We start from the raw sequence: 25,396 nt of genomic DNA on the forward strand, positions 1-25,396 counted from the left end.
AATGTTTACAAGACTAGCAGTTTTAACTATACAAAAAAGTTAATCCTATTTTTGACAAGGAGTTAAAAATTTATCTCAATTAAAATGAATTAAAAGAGTGGGATTTTCTAAAATCCAAATATACTACCTTTAGTTTTTATAATCTTAATATGACGTTATAATTAGCAATATTTTTTAAAATTATAAAGTGTTGATAATCAAATTGTTATGGATATAAATAAAAAAAATCTTAATTACCTTGCAATACTATGTATCTTTTTCTATATTTACATCGTAATACTAGGTACTAACTAAAACGATGTATTTTGAATGAATTTTTAGACAAATGGAAATCACAAGTCAAAAAGGGAACACTTTCCTTTATTGTCTTAAATGCCATCAGTAAAAAAGAATTGTATGGCTACGAATTAATCGAAATTATAAAGCAATCTACTGCCATTGAAATAGCAGAAGGGACTTTATATCCTTTGATGAATCGATTAAGTAAAGAAGGCTTAACCACTTCAAAATGGGTGGAACAAGAATCGGGCATTCCTCGCAAGTATTATCTAATTACCCTAGAAGGTAAAGTTACTTTAAAGGAAATGCGTAACTATTGGAACGAGCTACAAGAATCAATCACTAAAATAACTAGCCATGAAATTTAAGAAAATAGAATTTGAAGACAAAAATGCTCAACGAATCTATGACAACTACATTAAAAGTTTGCAAAATACATTAAAGCCTATTCTTGAATCAGACCAGCAAGATGTATTGATGGAGTTTAATAGTCATATTTATGAACATATTCAAAATAATGATTCTGACTCTGAATTAAGCAAATTATTAAATGCCCTAGATAAATTGGGTTCGCCAGAAGAGGTTTTGAAGCCTTTGATAGCAGACAAATTAATGGAAAAAGCGACAAGATCCTTTAATCCATTGCATATACTAAAAGCATTAGTATTCAATTTTACTAACGGTATAAGTTACATTATTTTCTTTTTGCTCTATTTGTCATTAGGCACTTTTGTATTTCTAATTTTTGCAAAACTGTTTAGCAACAATGTAGGATTGTATTTTAAAGATGATAAGTTTCAAGTTGTAGGATTTGTCAAGGAGACAGCAGATTATCAAGAAGTTTTGGGGTATTGGTTTATACCAATAATGATACTTTTGACAGTCATCTTCTACTTTATAATAACCCTTTTATTAAAATTTAAAAAATCAGTAACCACAAAAAAATCATAACCATGAAAACCTTAATCACATTGGTGCTTTTACTAGTAAGCACAAGTTTATTTGCACAAAACAACATTATTACCTCTGATAAACAGAAACAAATTGTAGAGTATATCAACCATTTTGAAACCAACAAACAATTGATGGGAAATGTATCTATTTTTGAAGATGGAAAAGAGATTATCAACAAAACATTTGGAGATAAAAATAATACAGATACGACAAAATATACAATTGGGTCAATAACAAAGATGTTTACGGCTGTACTTTTTGCTCAACTGTCTGAAAAGAAGAAAATTGACTTAAATGAAAAATTGAGCAATTATTTTCCTCAAATTCCAAATGCAAAAGAGATAAGCATCAAGCAAATGCTTAACCATACAAGTGGGCTACAGGATTATGTAGTAAAACAAGATACTTTATACACTTGGCTTTTCGAACCTGTAAAACATGAAGATATAATGACCGAGATTATTCGTCAAGGTTCTGCTTTTGCTGCTGGCGATACAGTTAGTTATTCGAATGGAGCATATTATCTTTTAGCACGAATTTTAGAACAGAAATACCAAAAAAAGTATAAAGAAATAATAGCTAAGAATATTATTAAGCCATTACATCTCAAAAATACAATTAGTATTGATGAAGAAAATAATTATCTAAATTCTGCGAGATCTTACCAAAAGAAAAATGGAGAATGGCAAGAAATAGCAGATTTTTATTTTCCAAATGTTTCTGGAGTGGGAGGTATTATCTCTAACACACATGATTTGAATGTATTTGTACAAGCATTATTTTCAGAAAAATTAATCAAATTATCTACACTAAAAAACATGCTACCTGTTGATAAGGATTGGTTTGGAATGGGAGTTATGAAAGTTCCTTTTTATGAACATATTGCTTATGGTCATGGAGGAGATACCTTTGGAACGCACTCAGTAATGTCTTACAATTCAAAAAATAAACTAGCTATAAGTTATATCATAAATGGTGAAAATTATCCAACAAATAATTTTGCAGTGGGTTTATTGAGTATTATCTATGACAAAAAATTTAACCTGCCTGAGTTTAAAGAATACATACCTGAAAAGAATCTTTTAGAATTATATCAAGGAACATATGGTGCAGAGGTTTTTCCTATAAAAATTAAAATCTATTTAGAGGAAAATGAATTAAAGGCAAAAGGAGAAGGTCAACCTTCTTTTACTTTGACTGCCATCGAAAAAAACATTTTTGAATTCGCTCAAGCAGGACTACAAATAGAATTTAAACCTTATGAAAATAAACTTATTTTAAAACAAGGAGGACAAGTTTTTGAACTGAAAAAATAATAAAGTATAGTTTTGGCTTATAATTTCAAAATCCTTTAAAAACAAATTAATGTCTTTAAAGGATTTTAAATTGCCAAAAAATACAAGAATTACCTACTCAAATACAAATTACGTTCATTATAAATCTCTTTAAAGAAAGGGTCTTTTAAGTGATGAATAAAATAAATGGCTTCTCCAGTAGATTTCATTTCAGGTCCTAATTCTTTGTTTACATTAGGGAATTTATCAAAGGAGAAAACAGGAATTTTGATAGCATAACCGTTTTGTTGTGGCTCAAAATTAAAATCTTTTACCTTTTTGTGGTCTAGCATTACCCAAGTGGCATATTTGATATACGGTTCTTGGTAGGCTTTACAGATAAAAGGAACTGTTCGGGATGCTCTTGGATTGGCTTCAATGATATAAACAATTCCATCTTTAATAGCGAATTGAATATTAATGACACCTTTTGTTTTGAGAGCCAACGCAATTTTTTTGGTGTGGTCATGAATCTGTTTCATGATATTCTCATCCAAATCAAAAGGAGGCAAAACGGCATACGAATCGCCAGAGTGAATCCCAGCAGGCTCAATATGTTCCATTACACCAACAATATAAACATCTTCGGTATCACAAATTGCATCGGCTTCGGCTTCGATTGCACCATCTAAAAATTCATCTATCAAAATGGTTTGTTGTCCCAAGTCTTTAAAAATATTGATGATGTGTTCTTCTAATTCTTGCTCATTAATAACGATTTTCATACGTTGTCCACCCAAAACATAAGACGGACGAACAAGCAAAGGAAATTCCATTTCAGCAGCTTTTTCGATGGCTTCTTCTGCCGTTTTGATAGCGTGGTATTTTGGATAAGGAATATCATTTTCTTTCAATAAATCAGAAAAACGCCCTCTATCTTCTGCCAAATCTAAGGCTTCATAACTCGTTCCCAAAATTGGAATTCCATAACGCTCTAATTTTTCAGCAAGTTTTAGAGCCGTTTGCCCTCCTAATTGGACGATAACACCTTCTGGTTTTTCATTCAGAATTATATCATAAATGTGTTCCCAAAAAACAGGTTCAAAATAGAGTTTATCAGCAATATCAAAATCTGTAGAAACGGTTTCAGGATTACAATTTATCATAATGGTTTCGTAACCTGCTTCTTTTGCAGCCAAAACACCATGAACACACGAATAATCAAACTCAATTCCTTGTCCGATACGATTAGGGCCTGAACCCAAAACGACAACTTTTTTCTTATCACTTCGGATGGATTCATTTTCGGTTTCGAAAGTAGAATAGTAATAAGGCGTTTGTGCTTCAAATTCGGCTGAACAAGTATCCACCATTTTCCAAACACGATTTATTCCTAAATCTGTTCTTTTTTTATGAATATCACTTTCTAAGCAGTTCATCAAATGTGCAATTTGACGGTCTGCCAATCCTTTTTTCTTTGCTTTTAGAAGTAAATCGTAAGGAAGTGTATCTAATTTATATTTTTGAATTTCGTTTTCTAATTCTACAATTTGTTCGATTTGGTGTAAGAACCATTTATCAATCCTTGTCAAATCAAAAATACGTTTCATTGGTATTCCTAATTTGAAAGCATCATAAATTCTGAATAATCTATCCCAAGAAGGCACTTTTAGTTTTTGATGAATTTCTTCTTGATTTGTAACTTCTTTTCCGTCTGCACCTAATCCATTTCTGCGAATTTCTAAAGACTGACAGGCTTTTTGTAGTGCCTCTTGGAAATTGCGACCAATTCCCATTGCTTCTCCTACCGATTTCATTTGGAAGCCCAAACGAGAATCCGAACCTTCAAATTTATCAAAATTCCAACGAGGAACTTTTACAATTACATAATCAATAGAAGGTTCAAAAAATGCAGAAGTTGTTCCTGTAATGGCATTATCTAGCTCATCAAGATTATAACCGATAGCTAATTTTGCAGCAATTTTAGCGATTGGATAACCTGTTGCCTTTGAAGCAAGGGCAGACGAACGAGAAACACGAGGGTTAATTTCGATAGCAATTATATCATCGTTGTCAGGATTGACAGCAAACTGAACATTACAACCACCTGCAAAATTTCCGATTCCGTTCATCATTTTTATAGCAAGGCTACGCATTTCTTGATAAACAGTGTCAGGCAATGTCATTGCTGGTGCAACTGTAATTGAATCTCCAGTATGAACACCCATTGGGTCAAAATTCTCAATCGAACAGATAATGATTACATTTCCTGCCGAATCTCTCAAAAGCTCTAACTCAAATTCTTTCCAACCTACTACACATTGTTCTATCAAAACTTCGTGAATAGGCGAAGTATGCAAACCTCTTGAAAGTGAGCTATCAAATTCTTCTTTGTCATAAACAACACTTCCTCCTGTTCCTCCAAGTGTAAAAGATGGACGAATTACCAAAGGAAAACCTATTTGTTGAGCAATTTTTTTTCCTTGTAAAAATGATTTTGCTGTTTGTCCGACAGCTACTCCAACTCCCATATTTTCCATACAGAGTTTGAATTTATCTCTGTCTTCTGTTGTATCGATGGCTTCAAAATCTACTCCAATTACTTTGACATTGTATTTTTCCCAAAGTCCAATATCGTTACATTTTATGGATAAATTTAATGCCGTCTGACCTCCCATGGTAGGTAAAACGGCATCAATTTCTTGTTCTCGTAAAATGGTTTCAATAGAATCTGGTGTGAGTGGCAACAGATAAACGTGGTCTGCATTGATAGGGTCGGTCATTATCGTTGCAGGATTGGAATTGATGAGCGAGACCTTTATTCCTTCTTCACGAAGCGAACGAGCAGCTTGCGAACCTGCATAATCAAACTCACAGGCTTGTCCAATGACAATAGGACCACTTCCAATAATGAGAATATGACGAATAGATTTGTTTCTAGGCATGAGAACAGTTTTTTGGTTTCCTTTTTATGATGGTTGTATCTATAAATTCTACAAAGGTAACAACTTTATGGTTTTTGAAAAATTTCTTTTTGAGGAAATTGTTGTAAGTACAAAGGAAATATATTTCTAATTACTCCCCAGTTCTCAGATTCACTTTATCGTATAAAAATCTTTATTAGGAGAAAGCTTTCTCTATTATTTGATTTGTTAGTGAAGTTTTTTGAAAAAAAATATTCATACTGACTATAGAACAAAAACGAAAATTGAATTTTTCAGTAGAATGAATTTACAAACTTTAATTCATGGAAAATACAACCTTTTTTATGTTTTATTAATTGATTTCAACCAATAAACAAAGCTTATAGTTAAATAACTCCTGTAAATTTTTTTTATACTAAAATGACCTATTCTTCAATTTAAAGTTGTAAGGTAAGATGTAGTCACTTTACGACTATACTTTGTTATATAATTCTTACAAATAAACTATCACATTTTTTAATGAAAAAATTAATTGTATTTTTAATCGTATGCTTCTCTTTCTCCTTTACTTTATCCACTGCTCAAGCTCAATATGAACAAGGTCAAATTGATGCAAATCTTGGAGTAGGTTTTTTATCTACTTTTTATGGTTCTGGGTTATCTCAAAGTATCCCACCTATTGGTCTTAGTGTAGACTATGGTGTTACAGATAATATTAGTGTAGGTGGTTATGCTGCTTATGCTTCTACTAAGTTTGATACTTTTGATGATTGGAGATATACTTACACTATTATAGGAGTTAGAGGTGCATATCATTTTGATTTAGGCCATGAAAAGATTGATACTTATGGTGGTGCTTTGTTAGGATATAATATTATTTCTTTTAGTGGAGATGATTATTTTCAAGGAACTGCGGCTAGTGCTGCTGCTTTCTCTGTATTTTTGGGTGGTAGATACAGATTTACAGAGAACTTAGGAGCTTTTGCAGAGTTGGGTTATGGCATATCTGTTCTTCAACTTGGTTTAAATGTAAAGTTCTAAACTTCTTTGAATCAAGTTTGAGCATAATTGCTCACATAAAAAACCATTCTAATAAATTATTAGAATGGTTTTTTATGTGAGCTTATTCTATGAATTACAAAAAAGGAAATATCCTAGAATCAAACACAGAAGTAATCATCAATCTCAGTAAATATAGTGTGTGATGGTAAAAGACTTTACAATTCAAATAATCCATTAATCATTACTCTGAGTATTTAAACAAAGATTATTTTTTGCTGAAAACAAAATTTTTCAAAATAAAATATACTTAAATACTAAAAATCAGAAATAATTCACTTATTACACAAAAACAAACATTAATTTTTTTATTAAAAAATGGCGTAAGTTAAGAATTAAAAATAAATATTTATTTTATTCTGTGGTTTGAAAACAATCAGATATTTGCTAAAATTTATTTTTTTTAGAAAAAAAAACAACTTTTTTGAACAAAAAATTATAAAACAACGTATAAACTTATAATAAATCAAAAAAAACACGTTTCTCAAGAGAATCCCAATTAAAAGCTATTTTTTTAAAATAAGTGTTTATTGGTATTTGTTTCTTTTGTTTTTTTACTTAATATTGCATTTTATTTGCGATTTATTCATCTTAAACTTTAATTATTACATTTCAATGAAAAAATTATTTGCTTCAGTACTCATGTGTGCTTTGTTTATTTTTAGTTTTTCTACTGCTCAAGCTCAATATGAGCAAGGACAACTTGATGTAAATCTTGGAGTGGGTCTTCTTCCTACCTTCTTAGGCGCAGGAACTACTGCAAAACTTCCACCTATAGGACTTAGTGTAGATTATGGTGTTAGTGATAATATCAGTATTGGTGGGTATGCTTCTTATGCTTCTGCAACAGTAGATAGTTTTGATGAATGGAACTATACTTATACTATTTTGGGTGCTAGAGGTGCTTATCACTTCAATGTGAGCAATGATCGTTTTGACCCTTATGGTGGTGCTTTATTAGGTTATAACATTGTTTCTGTAGATTATGGAGATAGCGCATTTACTAGTGGTGGTGCTGCTAGTGCTTTTACTTGGTCTGCATTCTTAGGTGCTCGTTACCGTTTTACTGATAACCTTGGTGTTTATGGAGAACTTGGATATGGTATATCTATTCTTCAACTTGGTGTAAACTTAAAGTTCTAAACTTCTTTTAATCAAGTTTGAGCATAATTGCTCACATATAAAAAAACCATTCTAATAATTTATTGGAATGGTTTTTATGTTACCTTATTCTATGAACTACACAAAAGGAAATATATTAGAATCAAATACAGAAGTAATTATCAATCCTGTAAATATAGTTGGAGTGATGGGAAAAGGACTTGCTTTAGCGTTCAAAAAACAGTTTCCTCATAATTACAAAATCTATAAAGAAGCCTGTAAAAACAAAACTATCAATATTGGAAAGTTGCTTTTGGTCAGTGATTTTAATAATGAATCTAATTTGGAGAGAAAACAATTTATCATAAACTTTCCTACAAAAAAACATTGGCGCAGTCCTTCCAAAATGGAATATGTTGAAGAAGGTCTAAAAGATTTAGTTAGAATTATAGAAACACAAAAATTTGAAAGTATGGCTATTCCTGCTTTAGGATGTGGCTTGGGAGGATTAGAATGGGAAGATGTACGTTTTTTATTAGAGAAATATTTAGAAAAAATAGAAGGGATTAAAATTACAATTTATGAACCTTCTTAAAAAATGATTTGTAAAGGTTGTACAAAGAACAATTGTAAAAAACTCCCCATCTAATCAGTAAAAATTAAACAGGGAATTAAAAATACCATTTCTTTATTTCTCTACCTCAACAGCAGGAATATTTTTATCAGCAACTAATTTATTAAAATTAGGAATATCAGTTTTCAAAATTTCATAATAAATCTTCAACTGCTCATCAATTTTGCTTGTAATATCTGCTTTTACTTCTTTTGCTCCTTCATTGGGAGGAAAATTCCCATAACCTACCGTAGTGGCTAAAGCACTCAATTTATTATTCAAACGAACAGGAAAATTCAAAGGGTCTTGTCCACTTCTGTTTTGAGTTTGGTACAAAGTTTCTTCAATTTTTGTTAGATTTTTGACGATACTTTCTGCCGAATCTGCAACTACTTTCCATTCTTCTTTTGCACTCGCTTTTGTTTTCCAATCATTCAAACTAGAGCGAATTTTACGAATATTAATAATAGCTTCGTGCGTTTCGGTAAGTTTGTCTCTTACTTCCTTCAAAAACACAAAACGCTCTTGTAAACCTTCATCAGAAACACTCCAACGTGGGTCTTTCAAGAGTTTAAAATCCGTTTCTTGGGTTTTTCCATCAAAAGTAATTTTTGCTTTATAGTCGTTTGGCATAGCTTGAACGCCTTGCGTTCCACCAAACCAAAGAATCATTCCATCAAACTTCTTTGCATCTTCATGACGCATATTCCAAGTGATTGTATTTGCGCCTTTTTGAGCATCTAATTTTTTAATGTTAGAATCTTTATCTTTTGTTACCTTATTATCATCAGAAGAATATTTTTGAATTAAATTTCCATCTTTATCCAAAATTTCAACTTCCAAAATCTTTGATGTATCTGGTTTTTGATTTAGATAAAAATTCAATTTCATATTTCGTTCGCTCAAATAGGTATCAGATGGCTTAAAGACTAAGAAATTTTCGGTTTTGATTTTTTCTAAAGTTGTTTTATCAAAATTACGAAGAGGATTCAAATCATCAAAAATCCAAAAACTTCTGCCTTGGGTAGCTGCAATCAAATCATTTTCCTTTACTTGCAAATCTGTAATCGGAACAATCGGCAAATTATAGCGCATCGGTTGCCAATTCTGACCATCATCAAAAGAAACATACACATTACTTTCTGTTCCTGCATACAAAAGACCTTCACGCACAGGGTCAAGACGTAAAACTCTAGTAAAATCAGTATTTGGAATTCCGTTTGTGATTTTTGTCCACGTTTTGCCATAATCTTTTGTTTTGTACAAATAAGGCGCAAAATCATCAGACTTATAACGAGTAGCTGCAATATAGGCAACACCTTTTTTAGTTGGATGCAAATCAATAGAGTTTATCATTGCCCATTCTGGGAGAATTTTTGGCGTAACATTTTCCCAATTCTTGCCTCCATCTTTTGTAATCTGAATAAGTCCATCGTCCGATCCTGTCCAAATAACACCACTTTCAGCAGGCGATTCGGCAGCAGCGAAAATAGTCCCATAATATTCTACACTTGTATTATCTTTTGTGATTTCTCCTCCCGAAGGCTGCATTTTTGATTTATCATTTCGTGTTAAATCTGGACTAATGGCTTCCCAACTTTGCCCTTCATTGGTAGTCTTGAACAAAACATTTGCAGCAGCATAAAGTGTATTTTGATTGTTTGGCGAGAAAAATATAGGGAAATTCCACTGAAAACGATATTTCAATTCAGCAGCTCCCCAACCCATGTGATTATCAGGATAAATATCAACCAAACGAGTTTCTTCTGTTTTGTGATTATAACGCATCAAAAAACCACCATACGAACCACCATAGACAATATCATTATTTTTTGGATCGGCTACAATATGTCCACTTTCTCCTCCTGCTGTTTCTTCCCATTTGCCTTGGTCTTGTGAAGAAATACGAAGTGCAGAATTATCTTGCTGACCTGCATAAAGCCTGTATGGAAAATGATTATCTGTACTTACTCTATAAAACTGTGCTGTTGGTTGATTCATATACGTAGAAAAACTCTTTCCTGCATTTTTCGAAACTTGTGCCCCTCCGTCATCTCCAATAATCATGCGTTCTGGATTTTGTGGGTCAAGCCAAAGGTCGTGATGGTCGCCATGTGGGGTATCTATTTCATTATAACTTTTTCCTCCATCAGACGAAAAATGAAAATTTACATTCAAAACATAAACGCCTTCTGGATTAGTTGGATGTGCATAAATACGAGTATAATACCACGCTCTTTGACGTAATTTTCGTTCATCGTTTATTTTTGCAAATGTTTCTCCCCCATCATCAGAACGAAAAACACCACCTTCTTTTGCTTCAATAATTGTCCAAACTCTATCTTTTTGAGCAGGAGAAACAGTTACACCAATGATTCCCAAATCTCCTTTTGGAAGTCCTTTAGCTTCTTTTGTAAGATTTTTCCACGTATCGCCACCATCTGTACTTTTCCAAAGTGCTGAACCTTCGCCACCACTCTCTAAGCTATATGGAGTTCTTCTAATTTTCCACGTACTTGCATAAATTACTCGTGGATTCGTTGGGTCTAAAATCAAGTCTACTGCACCTGCGTCTTTGTTTGAAAATAAAATTCTTTCCCAATTTTTGCCTCCATCTTTACTTCTATAAACTCCTCTTTGCTCACTAGAACCAAATAAATGTCCCAAAACAGCAGCATAAACCAAATCAGGATTTTTTGGATGAATTCTAATACGTGTGATATGACGAGAATCTTCTAAGCCTATTTTTTGCCATGTTTTTCCTGCATCAAGACTTTTCCAAGCTCCATTTCCATGTGAAACATTTCCACGAACTGTTTTTTCTCCTCCTCCTACATAAATCACATTATTGTCATATTCACTAACTGCAATCGCACCAATCGAACCTCCAAAATCTGGATCAGAAATATTACTCCAACTCATTCCTCCGTCTTCTGTTCGCCACACTCCACCACCTGTTGCACCAAAATAAAATAAGTCTGGATTTCCTGCTACACCTGTTACGGCTGCCGAACGTCCACCACGAAAGGGACTTATTTGTCGCCATTTTGTAGAAGAAAAATAAGTGGTGTCAGGTTTGAAAACTTCTTGTGCCTTTGTGAATGTGATTGTACTTCCTAGAAGCAATATTGCTATGAAGTACGTTTGTAATTGTTGTCTCATTTTTTGGGTTTTGTTTGGGTAAGGGTATTTTTATAGAATATTGTTTCCTTGATTTGTCTTTTTGCTAAGATAAGGATAGAAAAGAAACTTTTTAGTGTTACATTTTGAGTAATTGCAAATATTTTCTCTCACCTTCTTTATTATAGTTTATGATAAAATAATAAATGAACAAGAAATGATTGTAGTAGGATTTTGAAAAACTGAGTGTCTTTCGGACAAATTTACCTACTCTTAGTCTTAGTCTTAGTCTATTATTCCCTCTTTTACGAACTAAGTTTTCTGAACCACATTTACGGCAAGTAAATTAATCATCTGTGAAAAAAAAATAAAAGCTAGGAAATAAAATAAAGATAACAAACCACTCAGTAAATTACCCTACCTACTTTTTTTCTATATTTTCTGATTATACAGAATCTGTGTAAGCGACCAAACAAAAACCTTAATCTACACGTTAAATAGGCTATGACGTAAAGTATTTTGATCACAGATTAAAATACTATTTTTAACGTCCATTTTTTTAGCTTACTATTTTGTGTACTTTTATGAACTTCTTTCAAAAAATAAAAAACAAATTTTCAAATAAACCTACTGAAAACCAACCCACTACTCCACAAAAACCTCAATCTAAAACAAAACGTGTTTTGTGGAAAATAGCAAAGGTTTTTATGTGGATTTTTGGCTCTATTTTCGGTCTTTTAGCCCTTGTTTTTATTCTTCTTTTTCTTCCTCCAGTTCAAGATTACCTAACAGAAAAAGCAGAAGATTTTCTCTCTAAAAAACTAACTACAAAAGTAGAAGTAGAAACAATTCGACTTAGTTTGCCTTTGGGTTTATCTATAAATGGACTTTATATTGAGGATTTGCAACAAGATACACTACTTTATGCAGGACATTTTGAAGCCGACATAAATCCGTTTGCACTGTTCAATAAAACTCTTCAAATCACAGAAATAAAATTAGATGATGTTTATGCAAATATTTGGATAGCCGAAGATAGCACTTCTAATATTGATTTTTTGAATACTGCTTTTGCGCCTACTGATTCTGCAAAAATGAGCGAAGACCAAACAACTACACAAATTGAAGCTAATGATACAACTTCAGGAGCAGGTTTTATTATTTCTCTAGGAGGTGCAGATTTACAAAATATTAATGCAAAATTTGATGACCGTTTTAATGGAAATGATATTAAAGGAAAAATTGGAAGATTAAAAATTGATGTCGATGATTTTGATTTGAATAATTTGAGCTTTACTGTAAAAGATGTTTTGCTTAAAGATACAGATTTGCGTTATGTTCAAACAAAAAGTCCTCCTCAAAAGCCTGAAGAACCTGATACGACCAGTTCAGAAATTGGTTTTCAGGTTGATTTGAACAAAATTAATATTGAAAATGTAACAGCATTTTATCAAAGCAATGTTACAGGGCAACAAGTAGATGGGAAAGTAGGAAGCCTTTTTATAAATGCGCAACAAACTAATTTAGGAACTCAAAAAATTGTCATTCAAGACGTAGAACTCAAAAAAACATATATTTCTTACAAGCAAGGTATCGTAACAACTGCTTTAGATTCTGCCATAAATGAGTCTGCCAAAACAGTAGGGGAAGAAGCTCAGCAAATAGCAGGAACAAAAGAAGATGAAGGAAAACCTTGGGTTATCGAAGTCAAAAATGTTTTGTTAGAGGATAATGAAATTGTGTTTGATAATGATAAAATTGACAAAATTGACTATGGTTTTGATACTAATCATATTCATTTTAAAGGAATTGCATTAGAAGCTGAAAATTTCAAATTCTATCCTACTACCATTGCAGCAGACATAAAAACAATTCAAGCAACAGACAACAGAGAACAATTTGAACTCAAAGATTTTGATGGAAATATTCGAATGGATTCGAATGGCGTGGCTGTTACAGATTTATACATTCAAACTTCAAGAAGCAAAATAGGACAGAAAGTAAAACTAGCAGCTTCATTAGAAAATATTGCTAATGATTGGCAAAATGCTGACTTAGATATTAATTTAGATGGAACAGAAATCGCTTTAGCTGACGTATTTTATTTTGTTCCTGATTTGGCAAAACAAGTTAGCCTATCAAGACAAACAACCGAAACTATCAAAATCTCTGGGCAAGCCACAGGAAAAGCCAACGATGCTACTCTCAAAAATTTTCAAATAAAAGGATTAAATAATACCCATTTAATTGTCAATGGAAAAGTAAAAGGCTTGCCAAATGTAGAGAATATGTATTTGGATGCCAAAATCAATAAACTGACTTCTTCACGAGAAGATTTAAGAAAAGTAATTCCTACTGGAACACTTCCAGCAGGTTATAATTTTCCTCAAAAAATTTCTATGACAGCTTCTGCAAAAGGTTCTATGAATGATATGTTTGTAGAGTTTTTGGCAAATTTGGATAATACAAAAATAGAATTAGGTGGAACAGTCAAAAATCCGACTGACCCACAAAAAATGTATTTAGATATTTCAACAAAGCAATTTTTGGTTTATTTGAGTGATGTAAAAAATTGGTTACCCGATACGCTTATTCCTTCAAATCTTAATCTTACTCCAAAAATAGACGGAAATATTGTCTTTACAGGATTATTGAATGATTTTGAAACGGATACAAAATTCAATACAGCATTAGGAAATGTGGGTGCAAAAGGAACAATGAAAAACGCCATTTCTGAAACACAAACGCCTATTTATAACATTACAGCTTTAGTAGAAAATGCACAATTAGGAAAAATTTTGCAAGACACAACATTAGGAATTGCTGATTTGAAGATTACAGCTGATGGAAGTGGTTTTGAGCCTGAAATTATGAAAGCTACTCTTGACGGAAACGTAAATAAGTTTGAGTATCAGAAATATATCTATAAAGATTTAAAAATTGATGGAATAGTAGATGGAATGTCTTACAATGGAAAGTTAAATATGAGAGACAAAAACCTCACTTTTGATTTTGATGGAAACGTAGTTTGGGATACACTCAATCCTAAGTTTGTTGTTGATTTGGATTTGAAAAAAGCTGATTTACAGGCTCTAAATTTATATAAAGAACCTCTAACAGTTGCCCTAATGCTGAATGGAGATATTACAGGAATGGATTTGGATAATATCAGAGGAAATGTCGGACTTCAAAAAGTAGTTATCAATACAAAAAATAGAAATTTTAGAATAGATTCGGCAGCTTTTGTATCTATTTCTCAAAAAGGGGAAACAAATATCAATCTTCGTTCAGATATTGTTTCTGCCAAAATTGAAGGAAATTTAGACTTTTCTACCTTTGTAGCGACTCTCAAAAACCATATCAATACCTATATTGAACTTGACCCTGTGCAGCCCAATAAAGAAATCGGAACTCAAGAAATGGATTTTTCTATTCAGATTCATAAATCTGAACTGCTGACAGCTTTAGTTCCTGATTTAACAAAATTTGAACCTGCTTCTTTTGATGGAAAATACCGTAGTGATTCTAAAAAATTTGAGCTAAATGGAGATTTTCCTTCTATTGTTTATGCAGGAATTACAATGGATTCTTTGACAATTAATATTGACTCAGATAGAGAAGCCTTGAATTATAGAATCGGTGTAGCAGAAGTAACTAACGGAACATATCAGTTTGAACATCCACTCATTTCTGGAAAAGCAGCCAATAATAAAGCTGACTTAACTATAAACCTCAAAGATGAAGAAGGAAAAGAGCGTTTTGAAATTACAACCTTTTTAGAACGTCCAGACACAACAAAATTTATTGTTTCTCTTGCTCCCACTCAAATTCTGAATTATGATAATTGGACAGTAAGAAAAGGAAATCAAATTATTTTGCCAAGTAGCGAAAATCAAAATTTGAGTATAAAAGACTTTTTATTGAGTAATCAAAATCAGACACTTAGCGCACAAACTACTGATAATGATAAAAATCTAGTAGCTAGTTTTACAAATTTTGAACTCGCAACTATTACAGATATTGCTGCACCAAATGATACTACAAAACTAGCAGCAGGTAGATTAAACGGAAAAGTAAATCTACAAAACTTTCAAACTGAATTGCAGTTTTTGGCAGATTTAAGAATTGATGAGCTTACTGTTTTGAATAGTAAACTAGGAAATTTATCTATCAATGCAGAAAATAGTAATGCTTTAAATCGTTATGATGTAAAGGTAAATCTGACTGGAGAAAATAAATTCGAATTGACAGGTTATTATAACGCTGCACAAAATGCAAGCGATGCTCTGAATATGAATTTGGATATTCAAAGGCTTTCACTTCCGACTTTAGAAAATCTCACTATGGGAAATTTAGAAGATATGGAAGGAACAGTTACAGGAAATCTGAAAATAAAAGGAACAACTACAAAACCAGCTATTTTAGGGAAATTAGATTTTAATCAAACTTCTTTCTTTCTTACAGCTACAGGAACATATCTTGAGTTAGAAAAAGAAACTATCAATTTTGATAATAATGGAATCGCTTTCAAAAACTTTACTCTTCAAGATAAAAAAGAAAATGCACTCTATATAAATGGTAGAATAAACACACCTACTTTTACAGACTTAAAACTGAATTTGAATGTAAAGAGTGATAAATTTCTGTTTGTAGATAGTGAAAAAAATGACAATCCAAAAGCGAAGCAAATGTTTTTTGGAAAAGCTCTTGCTGGTCTGAACGTAGATGTAAAGGGAAGTGCCACAAGTCCAGTAGTGACAGCAAATGTAAATGTTTTAGAAGGAACAGATTTAACATATTTATTACCTGAATCAGAGATAGCAACGATTGATAAAGAAGGGGTTGTAGAATTTGTAGATAGAGACTTTTATAGTGATTCTCTTATTTCAGTTGCACCTGTTGATGAAGATAGTACACAATATGGAACAGATATGGATATTCGTGCTGTCATTACGATTAATCCTGCTGCCAAAGTAAATGTAGAAATAGATCCTTCTAATCGTTTGGAAGTACAAGGAGGAGGAGATATTAATTTCAATCTGAATCCTAGTGGGGAAATGTCTTTAACAGGACGTTATGAAATTACAGATGGAATTTACAAACTCAATTTCTTTAATATTGCTAAGCGAGATTTCAAGATTCAAAAAGGAAGTGCAATTACTTTTTATGGAGATATAATGGACATGAAAGCTGATATTACAGCAATTCATACAGTTGAAGCAGCCTCGTATGAGCTTATGGCAAATCAACTTGGTAGTGCTTCAGAGTCAGAACTTAATAAATACAAGCAAAAATTGCCTTTTGAGGTTGTTTTGAATATGAATGGTGAAGTTTTGAATCCAAATATTAATTTTGATATTGATATTGCTGATGCAGAACGTGGCGCAATGGGAGGAACAATAAATACACGTTTGCAACTTTTAAACAAACAAGAGTCTGAACTCAACAAACAAGTTTTTGCACTTCTTATTTTGGGTGGATTTATTTCAGAAAATCCATTGGATAGAGCGCAAGGAGAAATGGGTTTTGCAGAATCAACAGCAAGAAATACAGTAAGTGGACTTTTGACAGACCAGTTAAATAAATTAGCTGACAAAAACCTTTCAGGTATTGGTCTTTCTTTTGACCTCAACTCGTATGAAGATTATTCAACAGGAGAGTCACAAAATAGAACAGAATTAGGAATCAATCTTTCAAAATCATTTTTAGACGACCGTCTTACTTTTCAAGTAGGTACAAATGTAGATTTGGAAGGTGATGCAGCATCACAGCAACAACAACAAGGTCTGAGTAGTATTGCAGGTGATGTTATTATTTCTTACCTAATTACAGAAGATGGGCGTTATAAAGTTCAGATTTTTAGAGAAAATAGTTATGCTGGTGTAATTGATGGACAGATTATTCAAACAGGAGCTTCTCTTATTTTTGTAAGAGAATATGATGAGTTTAGTGAGCTTTTCGAAAAAGACAAAGAACTTGAAAAAATAAAAAAAGAAAATAAAGAGCGAGAAAAACAGCGTAAAGAAGAACAGAAACGTAAAAAAGAGGAAGAAGAAAAGGAGAAAGAAGAACGCAAAAACCAAGAAGAAAATACAACATCTTCTTCATTAGATTTGATTTTACAGAACCGAAAAGAAGACTTTGGTTTGGAAATTGATGTTTTCCTCTAAAAGCCTCATAAATAGCTAACATAAGTTTTCTACCTTGTATTTTTTGTGTGAAAATTTCTGTTTTAATGTAAAATAATCAGATAGTCTATTACTATTAAAAGTATTATATATAATCTCACACTAAATTTTTGTAAGTGTGAAAATTATTTAACATATTGAACTATTATTAATACCAATCAAATGATAGTCAGTAATTTATTTTTTTATGTAGCTTTCCACTCTGTTTTTTCATTTTATGAATATCATTCTCATTAATCATATAAAAAGTAATTTTTATTCAAAATTGAATTTTGGATTGCTTTTTTTTATGTTTTTTATTTTTTCTACTACTAATGGAATTGCTCAGACCTTAGACATGGAGCAGTTAGAAGAAGAGTTTCAAAAAACAAATTCTGATAGTGTAAAAGCACACCTCAAAAATCAAATGGCTGCCATTGAGATTGAGAAAAAAAACTATGAACGTGGACTTTTACATGCTCAACAAGGATTTAGTTCTGCACTTCAATCCAATGCACAAACTGAACTAACAACAAGCATTATTCATTTTGCTCATATTTATAGAGGTAAAAAGCAGTTTACAAGTAGTTTACGGTGGTATTTACAAGCTCTAAAAAATATAGAAAAAACAGGCAATAGAAAACTTCTAGCAGAAACCTACCAAGAAATAGGTGAATTTTATCAAGAACAAGAAGTAGCAGGAAAGGCACTAGAGTACCTTACCAAATCAAATGAGATTTATGAAGAATTGGGGGAAACAGTTCATCCAAAACTACTCTCAAATATTGCTTCAACCCATCTTGAACTTAAAAACTATGACCAATCTTTAGCCTATTATACAGCCGTTTTGGAAATTTACAATTCTAATAATGATATAGAAGGTAAATTAGAAACTTTAAGAAGTCTTACTGATTTGTATAAAATAAAAGGCGATTATGAGACAGCATTGGAATATAACGAGCAAGTTTTGGCAATCCATAAATCTAAAAAAGACAATAATGGAACAGCAATAGCACTTAATAATATTGGCTTTTTGAATAAATTTTTGGGAAACTATGATAAATCATTAGAAAACTTTAAACAATCGTTGGCTTTTAATCCTGTTGATAAACCTAATACTACTACACTCACAAATATTGGTGTAATTTATCAAGTTAAAGGAGATTATATTAATTCATTAAATTACTTTACACAAGCACTAGAAACAGCTAAGAAAAATGGAAATGCTGATGAGGTTGCTCAAGCCTATAATTATTTAGCAGCTATTTATTTATTGCGTAGAGATTTTCAAAATGCTCGTGCCTACACAGCAGAAGCGATAAAACTTGCCAAAACAACTAAAAATGCACAAGTTTTGACGACAAGTTATCGTACTATGTCCGAAATTTATCAGCGTCAGAATGACTATAGAAATGCTTATTCATATTATGGACAATATGCAGCTGTTCGGGATTCACTTTCTCAAAATGAAAAACAAGAGCTACAAAAATCATTACAACGCCAAATTGCTTTTGAAAAAAATGAAAAAGAATTAAAATTACTTTTGGTAGATGAAGAAATTCAAGACCTTGCCTCTAAGAAAAAACAGTTAGAAACAGACAAAAAATTGCAAAGTCTTGAACTAGAATTACAAGACAAAAAAATACAACAAACAACACTACAAAATATTCGCTTAGAACGTCAAAAAACACAGCAAGCTCTTTTACTTACCCAACAACAACTTGAAAGTGAAAAAAGAGAGCAAGCCATAAAAGACCTAGAAAGAGAACAGGAACTCAAAGACCTTGCACTCAAACAAGAAATTTTGGAAAAAGAAAAACAAAAAGAATCAATTAAAAGCCTTGAACTTGAAAATAAACTGAAAGCCGAAAAAATTGAAACTGAAAAGTTAGCTCGTAATGAAGATAGATTATTGCGTTATATTCTTTATGGTGCAATTGCTTTAGCTCTGTTTATTGGTTTAATTATTCTCTTTGCCTTATTTCAAAAACAAAAAGCAAATAAACTATTATCTGAACAAAATGAGCGCATTACAAAACAAAAAGACCAAATCAGTACGCAGAATCAGGCACTAGAAACACAGAAACAAGAAATTTTGGTTCAGAATGAAGAGTTAGAACAACAGCAAGAAGAAATTTTAAGTCAAAGAGATTATATAGAAAAGAAAAACTCTGAACTTGAAGAACAAGCTATCGTATTGGTACAAAAAAACAATGAAGTAGAAGAGTCGTATCAAAATCTAAATACACTTTCTGATATTGGTAGAGAAATTACAGCATCTCTTCATTTAGAAGCAATTGCTAAAACGCTTTATAAAAAAGTAAATCAACTCATGTCAGCAGAGGCATTTGGAATTGGAGTTTATGAACCTGCTGAAAAGCGTATAAAGTTCAAGGGTTTTATCGAAAAAGGAGAAATTCTACCAGACCATTCTGATTATGTCGCTAATAAAAATAACTTATCTGTACAGTGCTTGGGTATGCAAGAAGTTATTTTGATTAATGACTTTGAAAAAGAATATCCTGAAAAATTTTCTACTTATCAAGTGGCAGCAGGAGATTTGCCAAAATCGCTAATTTACCTTCCTTTATCAGTTGAAAATCGTCCTATTGGTGTAATTACAGTACAAAGCTTTGAAAAAAATGTCTATGATGAGAAAAAAGTAGCTCTTCTGAGTTCACTTGCTTCTTACACAGCTATTGCGATTGATAATGCAAAAGCGTATGACACTATTCAAAACAAAAATAGAAATATTACAGATTCGATTCGATATGCTCAAACGATTCAAGAGGCTGTTTTACCTAGTCATGAAAGAATGAGCCAATATTTGCCTGATTATTTTGTTCTTTTCCGTCCTAAAGATATTGTTTCAGGAGATTTTTATTGGTTTTCTCATATTGATAAGTATACATTCGTTGCCACTGTTGATTGTACTGGACATGGAGTACCAGGAGCATTCATGTCTATGATTGGACATTCGATCCTGAATGAAATAGTAAATGAGAAAAAAATATTCGATCCAAGTGAAATATTAGAACAATTGAATATTCAGGTTAGAAAAGCATTAAAACAAGAACGTCAATTAAAAGGCGAAAACGATAGAGCAAATGATGATGGAATGGATGTTGCCTTTTGTAGATTAGAATATAAAGACAATCATACAGAAGTTGCTTTTACAGGTGCAAAACGTCCATTTATTTATACACTGCCAAATGATTCGAATGGAAGAGAAGCCTTTTATTTGCGTGGAGATAACAAAACGATTGGAGGTATAAGAAATAAATTAGATAAAAATTTTAAAACTCAATTTATAGATTTACCAAAAGGAGCTATGATATATCTCACAACAGATGGCTATGCAGACCAAAATAATAATCAACAAGAAAAATTTGGTACACCTAAATTATTAAGGTTATTACAAGAAATTTCTGTACTCAAACTCTACGAACAAAAAGCTAAAATGGAACAAACATTAGATTTACATCAAAGAGGAGAAGAACAACGAGATGATATTTCTATGATTGGAATTAGAGTGTAAAAGAGAACTAAAAAACTAGACACAAAAAATATCCTTTTGAAATAGCTTAAAAAACTATTTCAAAAGGATATTTTTGTTGAAATCAGGCTTTATAAAGACTAGAAATGAATTTATTTGACTAAAAATTTTCCACTCGCAAAGTCAGATTGATTTTCTAATTCTATTTTATAGACATAAATAGCTTTTGATAACTTTATAGGAATAACAAATTCATTTCCTCCTTCTTTTAAAGCTATTTCAAATCTATCAATTGTATTTCCATTCATGTCATAAATCTGAATTTTTGCATTTGTTGCTTCATTAAGATTAGCATACAGAATAGTCTTGTTTTGATAATTTGTAATTCCTAGCTTTCTATTATCTTCTATATCTATTGTTTTTATGTTGGAGTAAGTGAACTTTCCATTTTTATCTATTTGTTTAATACGGTAATAGACTTTTGAATGTATAATTTCAAAATCCCAAAACTGATATTTTTTGATAGAACGGGTATCTAAACTTCCTTTTTCAATACCAATTTCTGTAAAATCAATTCCATTTTCAGAACGCTCAATAGCAAAAGATTGATTTTGATATTGTACTGATGTCGCCCACTCTAAAAGAACATTATCTTGTTCTTGATTGTATTTAACATCAAAAGAAAGCCATGTAACAGGAAGAAGATTCAAATTATTAATTGTCCCCAACGTAAAAGGACTAAATTGAGTAATAATATCATCTGACTTTACTGTGCCTGCTGTTATGTTTCCTGTTGTTAATGAATTACCTCTGCTTTCCCATTGGTCAGCATCTGTCCAATGAGCAACAACTAAACTTCCCAAACTACCTACCTCACTTTCTATGCCCCAAGACAAAGTGATTTGTGCATCTGCTATATTAGGTGTTGTTTCAAGAGTTTCTCTATTTAATATCCAATATTCTATCTGACTGACATGATCTAGTGGTGTAATTACAGGTTGAAGGTCTGCATAATTATCAAAAAAGTATTCAGCAAAAAATTGAGTTTCGATAGCATTATTGGTAGTATGGATAGTAAGAGGACGATAAACTCCATTTTTTCCAATAGGAAATGTAAAATCTTCAATACTTCTAGACAATCTTCTTGATGCGCCTCTTATATGTCGTTTTGCACTCGCTCCATCATAGTCAGCAGCATACGTAAAAGTAATAGGGTAGGTATTTGGAAAAGTAGCACTAGAAAATATATTGCCTTTAACAAAAGTCAGTCTACCTCCTTGTGAACTTACTCCATCTGAAGAAGTTTCTAATTGTACTTCATTATCGATAGTCAAATCATTTGTACAATTGAGTGTTAAATCATAAAAACTTTCAATTCCTCCTGCTGTAGTTATAGATTGCGTTGCTCCACCTTCAAAAACAATTAATGATTCTCCTTCTTCAAATGCTGAAGTACCAATTTGGTTTATCCAATTTCCTCTTATATTTATTGTTCCATCTTCGACAAAAGCAATTTCATCTTCCATATCCAAAAACCCATTGTTTCTAATGGTTAAATCTTCATAGATACTTAATTTTGAACTTCTAGCATCATTGATATACAGTATTTGCTCTTCTAAGATAATATTTTTAACTTCTGCTAAATCACTGTACTCATCTGAATAGTCTGCATCTGCATTTATTCTAGCTCCATCTGTGGCTGATGTAGTAAAAATAACATCTTGGCGTTTATTTGGAACATAAAAATTTTCCCAGTTGGTGCATAAAAACCAATTGTCTCCATTAGTGGTCACACTTCCTCCTCCTATCCATTCTATTTGAGCTATTGTATTTGGTGTAACTGTAAAAGTGCTAGTATGAACGCCAACAGGAATAGGTACTGCATCTGTCCAATTAGCCATATTTATTATATTTGATAAAATTTCTCGCTGTGAACCTGCGTGTAATGCCCCAATATTATAATATGAGCCATCTTCAATAGCAGTATGTCTAGTATTTAAGCAAAGTATATTAGGATGCGCTCTTGAAGTACGAAGTGTAGAGACATCATTTGCCAAAGGAATCCAATTCGAACCATTTGTCATTCCGAAAAGAACATAGCCATCAAAATCAATTCCTTTAAAACTTCCTTGAGTAATAAAAATTTGGTCTGCACCTCCTGTACTTACATTTACTCCCCCTGATTCTGTGCCAGTAACTCTTATTCCTTCTAATGTAGTTGTCGGAACAGTTGAATTATTGATACGGATATTAGTAGCAGGGTTAGAAATATTAACAGGAAGTTCGAAACTAATTATACTACCAACAGCCAAATCAGTTACAGCTTTATAAGTAAACTCCATGATTTTAGTATTTTGCCATTCATTATCACGAACATTGGCTACTGAACCATTTTCATAAGTAGCGTTTACTACTTGAAACTTCGTACCTTGAGTCAGTGGAACTAAATTAGTAAGTACAAATTCATCTACTCCACTTCCTACATTTGCATTCCAGCCTATAATAGCCATATCTCCAGGGAAAAGTTGTGTTCCTACAAAGTTAGACACATTTATTTGTACCTCATTAGAAATAGAAGATTTACCACATTCAAAGTCAGTTTCAACCACCATATAATAAGTTCCATCTTCTGTAAAATAAGGAGTTTCAGATATATCACTACCTAAGAATTCTGTATAAACTGTACTTGGAGCTTTACGATATTTCCATCTTCTTGATTGAGCAGGTTGTGATTCAGTAGCTGTAATAGTATCTCCATTTTGAAATTCAGTCAGATTTTGTGTAACAGTAGGTGAGATAGAAACTACTAATAAATTAATAATAATATCTGAACCATTATCTGCCCCTTCTACATCAGGAACAGAACTCACTACACGAATACGATAATTAGAACCTTGTGGTGTAGCAGCAGCAATAGTGGCAGAGATAGTCTGGTTACCTGAACCATCAGAAACTATTGAACCAATAGAAGTAGATATAAGAAAACTTCCTGAGGCATCAGACAGTTGAGCTGTAAAAGTTGTTCCTGTATAGACTCCTTTGGGAGAATAGGTAAAAGGAACATTGATTGGTTCGCCTTCAGTAGGAGTTATACATAAAGAAGTGGGTACTGTGCCTGTAGTAAGTCCAATAATAGTGTGTACATTTCCAGATGCTGCTGTTCCTGTTTTATTACTAGGAGAGGCAAAGGTAAAATCTGCTATTGTAGTGTTGTCTATCTGGATAGTATTATTTATGACTGCGTTGGCATCAACATCAACTGTTACAAAAAGAAAATTAAAGCTAGAGGTAGGTAAAGCCTGTGAAAGTCCTGTAAATGTAATAGTTTCGCCATTTCCTGAAACAGAACCAGTAGCTGCAATTTGTGTATCTGCTGCATTTAGAAAATTATCAGCTGAGTACCAAAGTTTGAAGCCATTTGTTTTTATATCAGAACTAGAATAGTTTCCAGTCGTTCTCAAAACTACTTGGTTAAGGGTTGCATCTGCTGTGGTTATTTGTGCAAATGTTCTGAAAATTACATTGTTATTACTTCCTCTTGCAATATTTGCATCTCCTGTATCATCGAAAGTAAGAGCAATATCAGGAGGAGATGTAGAAGTTACTGTACCTGTTATAGAAAAATCATTTGTTATACTATTGTTTCTTAGATGCCAAGTTCCTCCAGTAGCTTCTGCATTATAGCCATAAATACGAATAGTAATGGATGTAGTAACATTAGAAAAAGCAGCAGGAAAAGTAAAGTTTTGATCACGTTGAGAAGTATTATCAGGAACATTAGTAGAAAAATAAGAGGTTGCATAACCATCTAAACTTGTTCTGATTTCAAAATCACGAATACCACTTGCAGAACGTCTTTCTCTAAAATTTATATCATTCAAATCTAGTTTAAAACCTCCTAAAGGAGTAAGAGTCAGTTCATAATAGTCATTATTTAAGTCTATTGCACCTGTTGACCAACCACTCGAATTAATAGTATTGCTAGAAGCCACTGGAGCTATCCCACTTCCTCTAGAAATGACACTAGCCAGCATATTAGCTGCTGAGAAAGAAGGAGGGGTTGAGCCTTGATTTCCAGGTTGTCCTGTAAAATCATAGGTTACTAAATTTTGTCCAAATGCAAAACTACTTATAAAAAGTAAAAAAAAGAGTAAAGAATGTTTCATAATTATATATATATATTTTAAAGGTAAAGGGTTGATTTAAAGCAAATTGAAGTTTTGTAATAAAGAAAGACTCTACAAAAATAACCATTTAGTTAATCAAAGAAGTATCTTGATATTTAACATTTGATTAAAATTTGAGTTATATTATTTAATCGTCAAAAATAAGTAGAAATAGACTTGCTATAATTTGGATAAGTCAATTCAAAATAAGTAGATTTATGCTTGTATTATTCTATAAAAATC

11 protein-coding genes are annotated in these 25,396 nt (G+C 32.0%); 8 read left to right on the top strand and 3 right to left on the bottom strand.

Annotated features, from left to right (window positions below; translation table 11 throughout):
• Positions 1 to 305 precede the first annotated feature (305 nt).
• Genes V9L04_RS07850 through V9L04_RS07860 form a run of 3 tightly spaced genes read left to right on the top strand, consistent with a single transcriptional unit; the run spans position 306 to position 2,549 of the window.
• Positions 306 to 647 (top strand): PadR family transcriptional regulator, encoded by a 342-nt coding sequence (locus tag V9L04_RS07850; protein ID WP_338793542.1) that lies wholly within the window; start codon positions 306 to 308, stop codon positions 645 to 647.
• Positions 637 to 1,230, top strand: a complete 594-nt coding sequence (locus tag V9L04_RS07855) for a hypothetical protein (RefSeq protein WP_338793543.1) — start codon at positions 637 to 639, stop codon at positions 1,228 to 1,230. Before V9L04_RS07850 ends, V9L04_RS07855 begins: the two co-directional genes overlap by 11 nt.
• Positions 1,231 to 1,232: 2 nt before the next feature.
• The gene (locus V9L04_RS07860; protein ID WP_338793544.1) at positions 1,233 to 2,549 is read left to right on the top strand and encodes a serine hydrolase domain-containing protein; all 1,317 of its coding nucleotides are present in this window, start codon (positions 1,233 to 1,235) and stop codon (positions 2,547 to 2,549) included.
• An 89-nt stretch (positions 2,550 to 2,638) separates the two neighbouring features.
• Here V9L04_RS07860 and carB read toward each other — a convergent pair whose 3' ends face one another.
• Positions 2,639 to 5,452: a carbamoyl-phosphate synthase large subunit gene (gene carB, locus V9L04_RS07865; protein WP_338793545.1), complete on the bottom strand. Its 2,814-nt coding sequence runs from the start codon at positions 5,450 to 5,452 to the stop codon at positions 2,639 to 2,641.
• A 498-nt stretch (positions 5,453 to 5,950) separates the two neighbouring features.
• Between carB and V9L04_RS07870 the strand changes: the two genes are divergently transcribed.
• The 3 genes from V9L04_RS07870 (at position 5,951) to V9L04_RS07880 (ending at position 8,186) form a co-directional block, all read left to right on the top strand.
• Complete coding sequence (locus tag V9L04_RS07870) at positions 5,951 to 6,472, top strand: outer membrane beta-barrel protein (RefSeq protein ID WP_338793546.1); 522 nt, start codon at positions 5,951 to 5,953, stop codon at positions 6,470 to 6,472.
• A gap of 633 nt (positions 6,473 to 7,105) precedes the next feature.
• Positions 7,106 to 7,633, top strand: coding sequence for an outer membrane beta-barrel protein (locus V9L04_RS07875; protein ID WP_338793547.1), 528 nt, complete (start codon positions 7,106 to 7,108; stop codon positions 7,631 to 7,633).
• A gap of 91 nt (positions 7,634 to 7,724) precedes the next feature.
• Complete coding sequence (locus V9L04_RS07880) at positions 7,725 to 8,186, top strand: macro domain-containing protein (RefSeq protein WP_338793548.1); 462 nt, start codon at positions 7,725 to 7,727, stop codon at positions 8,184 to 8,186.
• Between the two features lie 93 nt (positions 8,187 to 8,279).
• Here the strand turns inward: V9L04_RS07880 and V9L04_RS07885 are convergent, their stop codons facing one another.
• A complete protein-coding gene (locus V9L04_RS07885; RefSeq protein WP_338793549.1) occupies positions 8,280 to 11,366 on the bottom strand; it encodes a glycosyl hydrolase in 3,087 nt (1,028 codons plus the stop codon).
• Positions 11,367 to 11,908: 542 nt separating this feature from the next.
• On the opposite strand from V9L04_RS07885, the gene V9L04_RS07890 reads away from it, so the two are divergent.
• Complete coding sequence (locus tag V9L04_RS07890; RefSeq protein WP_338793550.1) at positions 11,909 to 17,494, top strand: translocation/assembly module TamB domain-containing protein; 5,586 nt, start codon at positions 11,909 to 11,911, stop codon at positions 17,492 to 17,494.
• 307 nt (positions 17,495 to 17,801) lie between these two features.
• On the top strand, positions 17,802 to 21,029 hold the full coding sequence (locus V9L04_RS07895) for a tetratricopeptide repeat protein (protein ID WP_338793551.1): 3,228 nt from the start codon (positions 17,802 to 17,804) through the stop codon (positions 21,027 to 21,029).
• A 110-nt stretch (positions 21,030 to 21,139) separates the two neighbouring features.
• Here the strand turns inward: V9L04_RS07895 and V9L04_RS07900 are convergent, their stop codons facing one another.
• On the bottom strand, positions 21,140 to 25,153 hold the full coding sequence (locus tag V9L04_RS07900; RefSeq protein ID WP_338793552.1) for a hypothetical protein: 4,014 nt from the start codon (positions 25,151 to 25,153) through the stop codon (positions 21,140 to 21,142).
• Positions 25,154 to 25,396 lie beyond the last annotated feature (243 nt).

Origin of the sequence: Bernardetia sp. MNP-M8, assembly GCF_037126285.1 — a bacterium.
In the GTDB taxonomy this organism is placed as follows: domain Bacteria; phylum Bacteroidota; class Bacteroidia; order Cytophagales; family Bernardetiaceae; genus Bernardetia.

What these genes read in the sequence shown, in the direction of transcription:
- V9L04_RS07900 (WP_338793552.1), bottom strand. Translation starts at nt 25,153, where the DNA reads ATGAAACATTCTTTACTCTTTTTTTTACTTTTTATAAGTAGTTTTGCA.
- V9L04_RS07875 (WP_338793547.1), top strand. Translation starts at nt 7,106, where the DNA reads ATGAAAAAATTATTTGCTTCAGTACTCATGTGTGCTTTGTTTATTTTT.
- V9L04_RS07860 (WP_338793544.1), top strand. Translation starts at nt 1,233, where the DNA reads ATGAAAACCTTAATCACATTGGTGCTTTTACTAGTAAGCACAAGTTTA.
- V9L04_RS07870 (WP_338793546.1), top strand. Translation starts at nt 5,951, where the DNA reads ATGAAAAAATTAATTGTATTTTTAATCGTATGCTTCTCTTTCTCCTTT.
- V9L04_RS07890 (WP_338793550.1), top strand. Translation starts at nt 11,909, where the DNA reads ATGAACTTCTTTCAAAAAATAAAAAACAAATTTTCAAATAAACCTACT.
- V9L04_RS07885 (WP_338793549.1), bottom strand. Translation starts at nt 11,366, where the DNA reads ATGAGACAACAATTACAAACGTACTTCATAGCAATATTGCTTCTAGGA.
- V9L04_RS07855 (WP_338793543.1), top strand. Translation starts at nt 637, where the DNA reads ATGAAATTTAAGAAAATAGAATTTGAAGACAAAAATGCTCAACGAATC.
- carB (WP_338793545.1), bottom strand. Translation starts at nt 5,452, where the DNA reads ATGCCTAGAAACAAATCTATTCGTCATATTCTCATTATTGGAAGTGGT.
- V9L04_RS07895 (WP_338793551.1), top strand. Translation starts at nt 17,802, where the DNA reads ATGTTTTTTATTTTTTCTACTACTAATGGAATTGCTCAGACCTTAGAC.
- V9L04_RS07880 (WP_338793548.1), top strand. Translation starts at nt 7,725, where the DNA reads ATGAACTACACAAAAGGAAATATATTAGAATCAAATACAGAAGTAATT.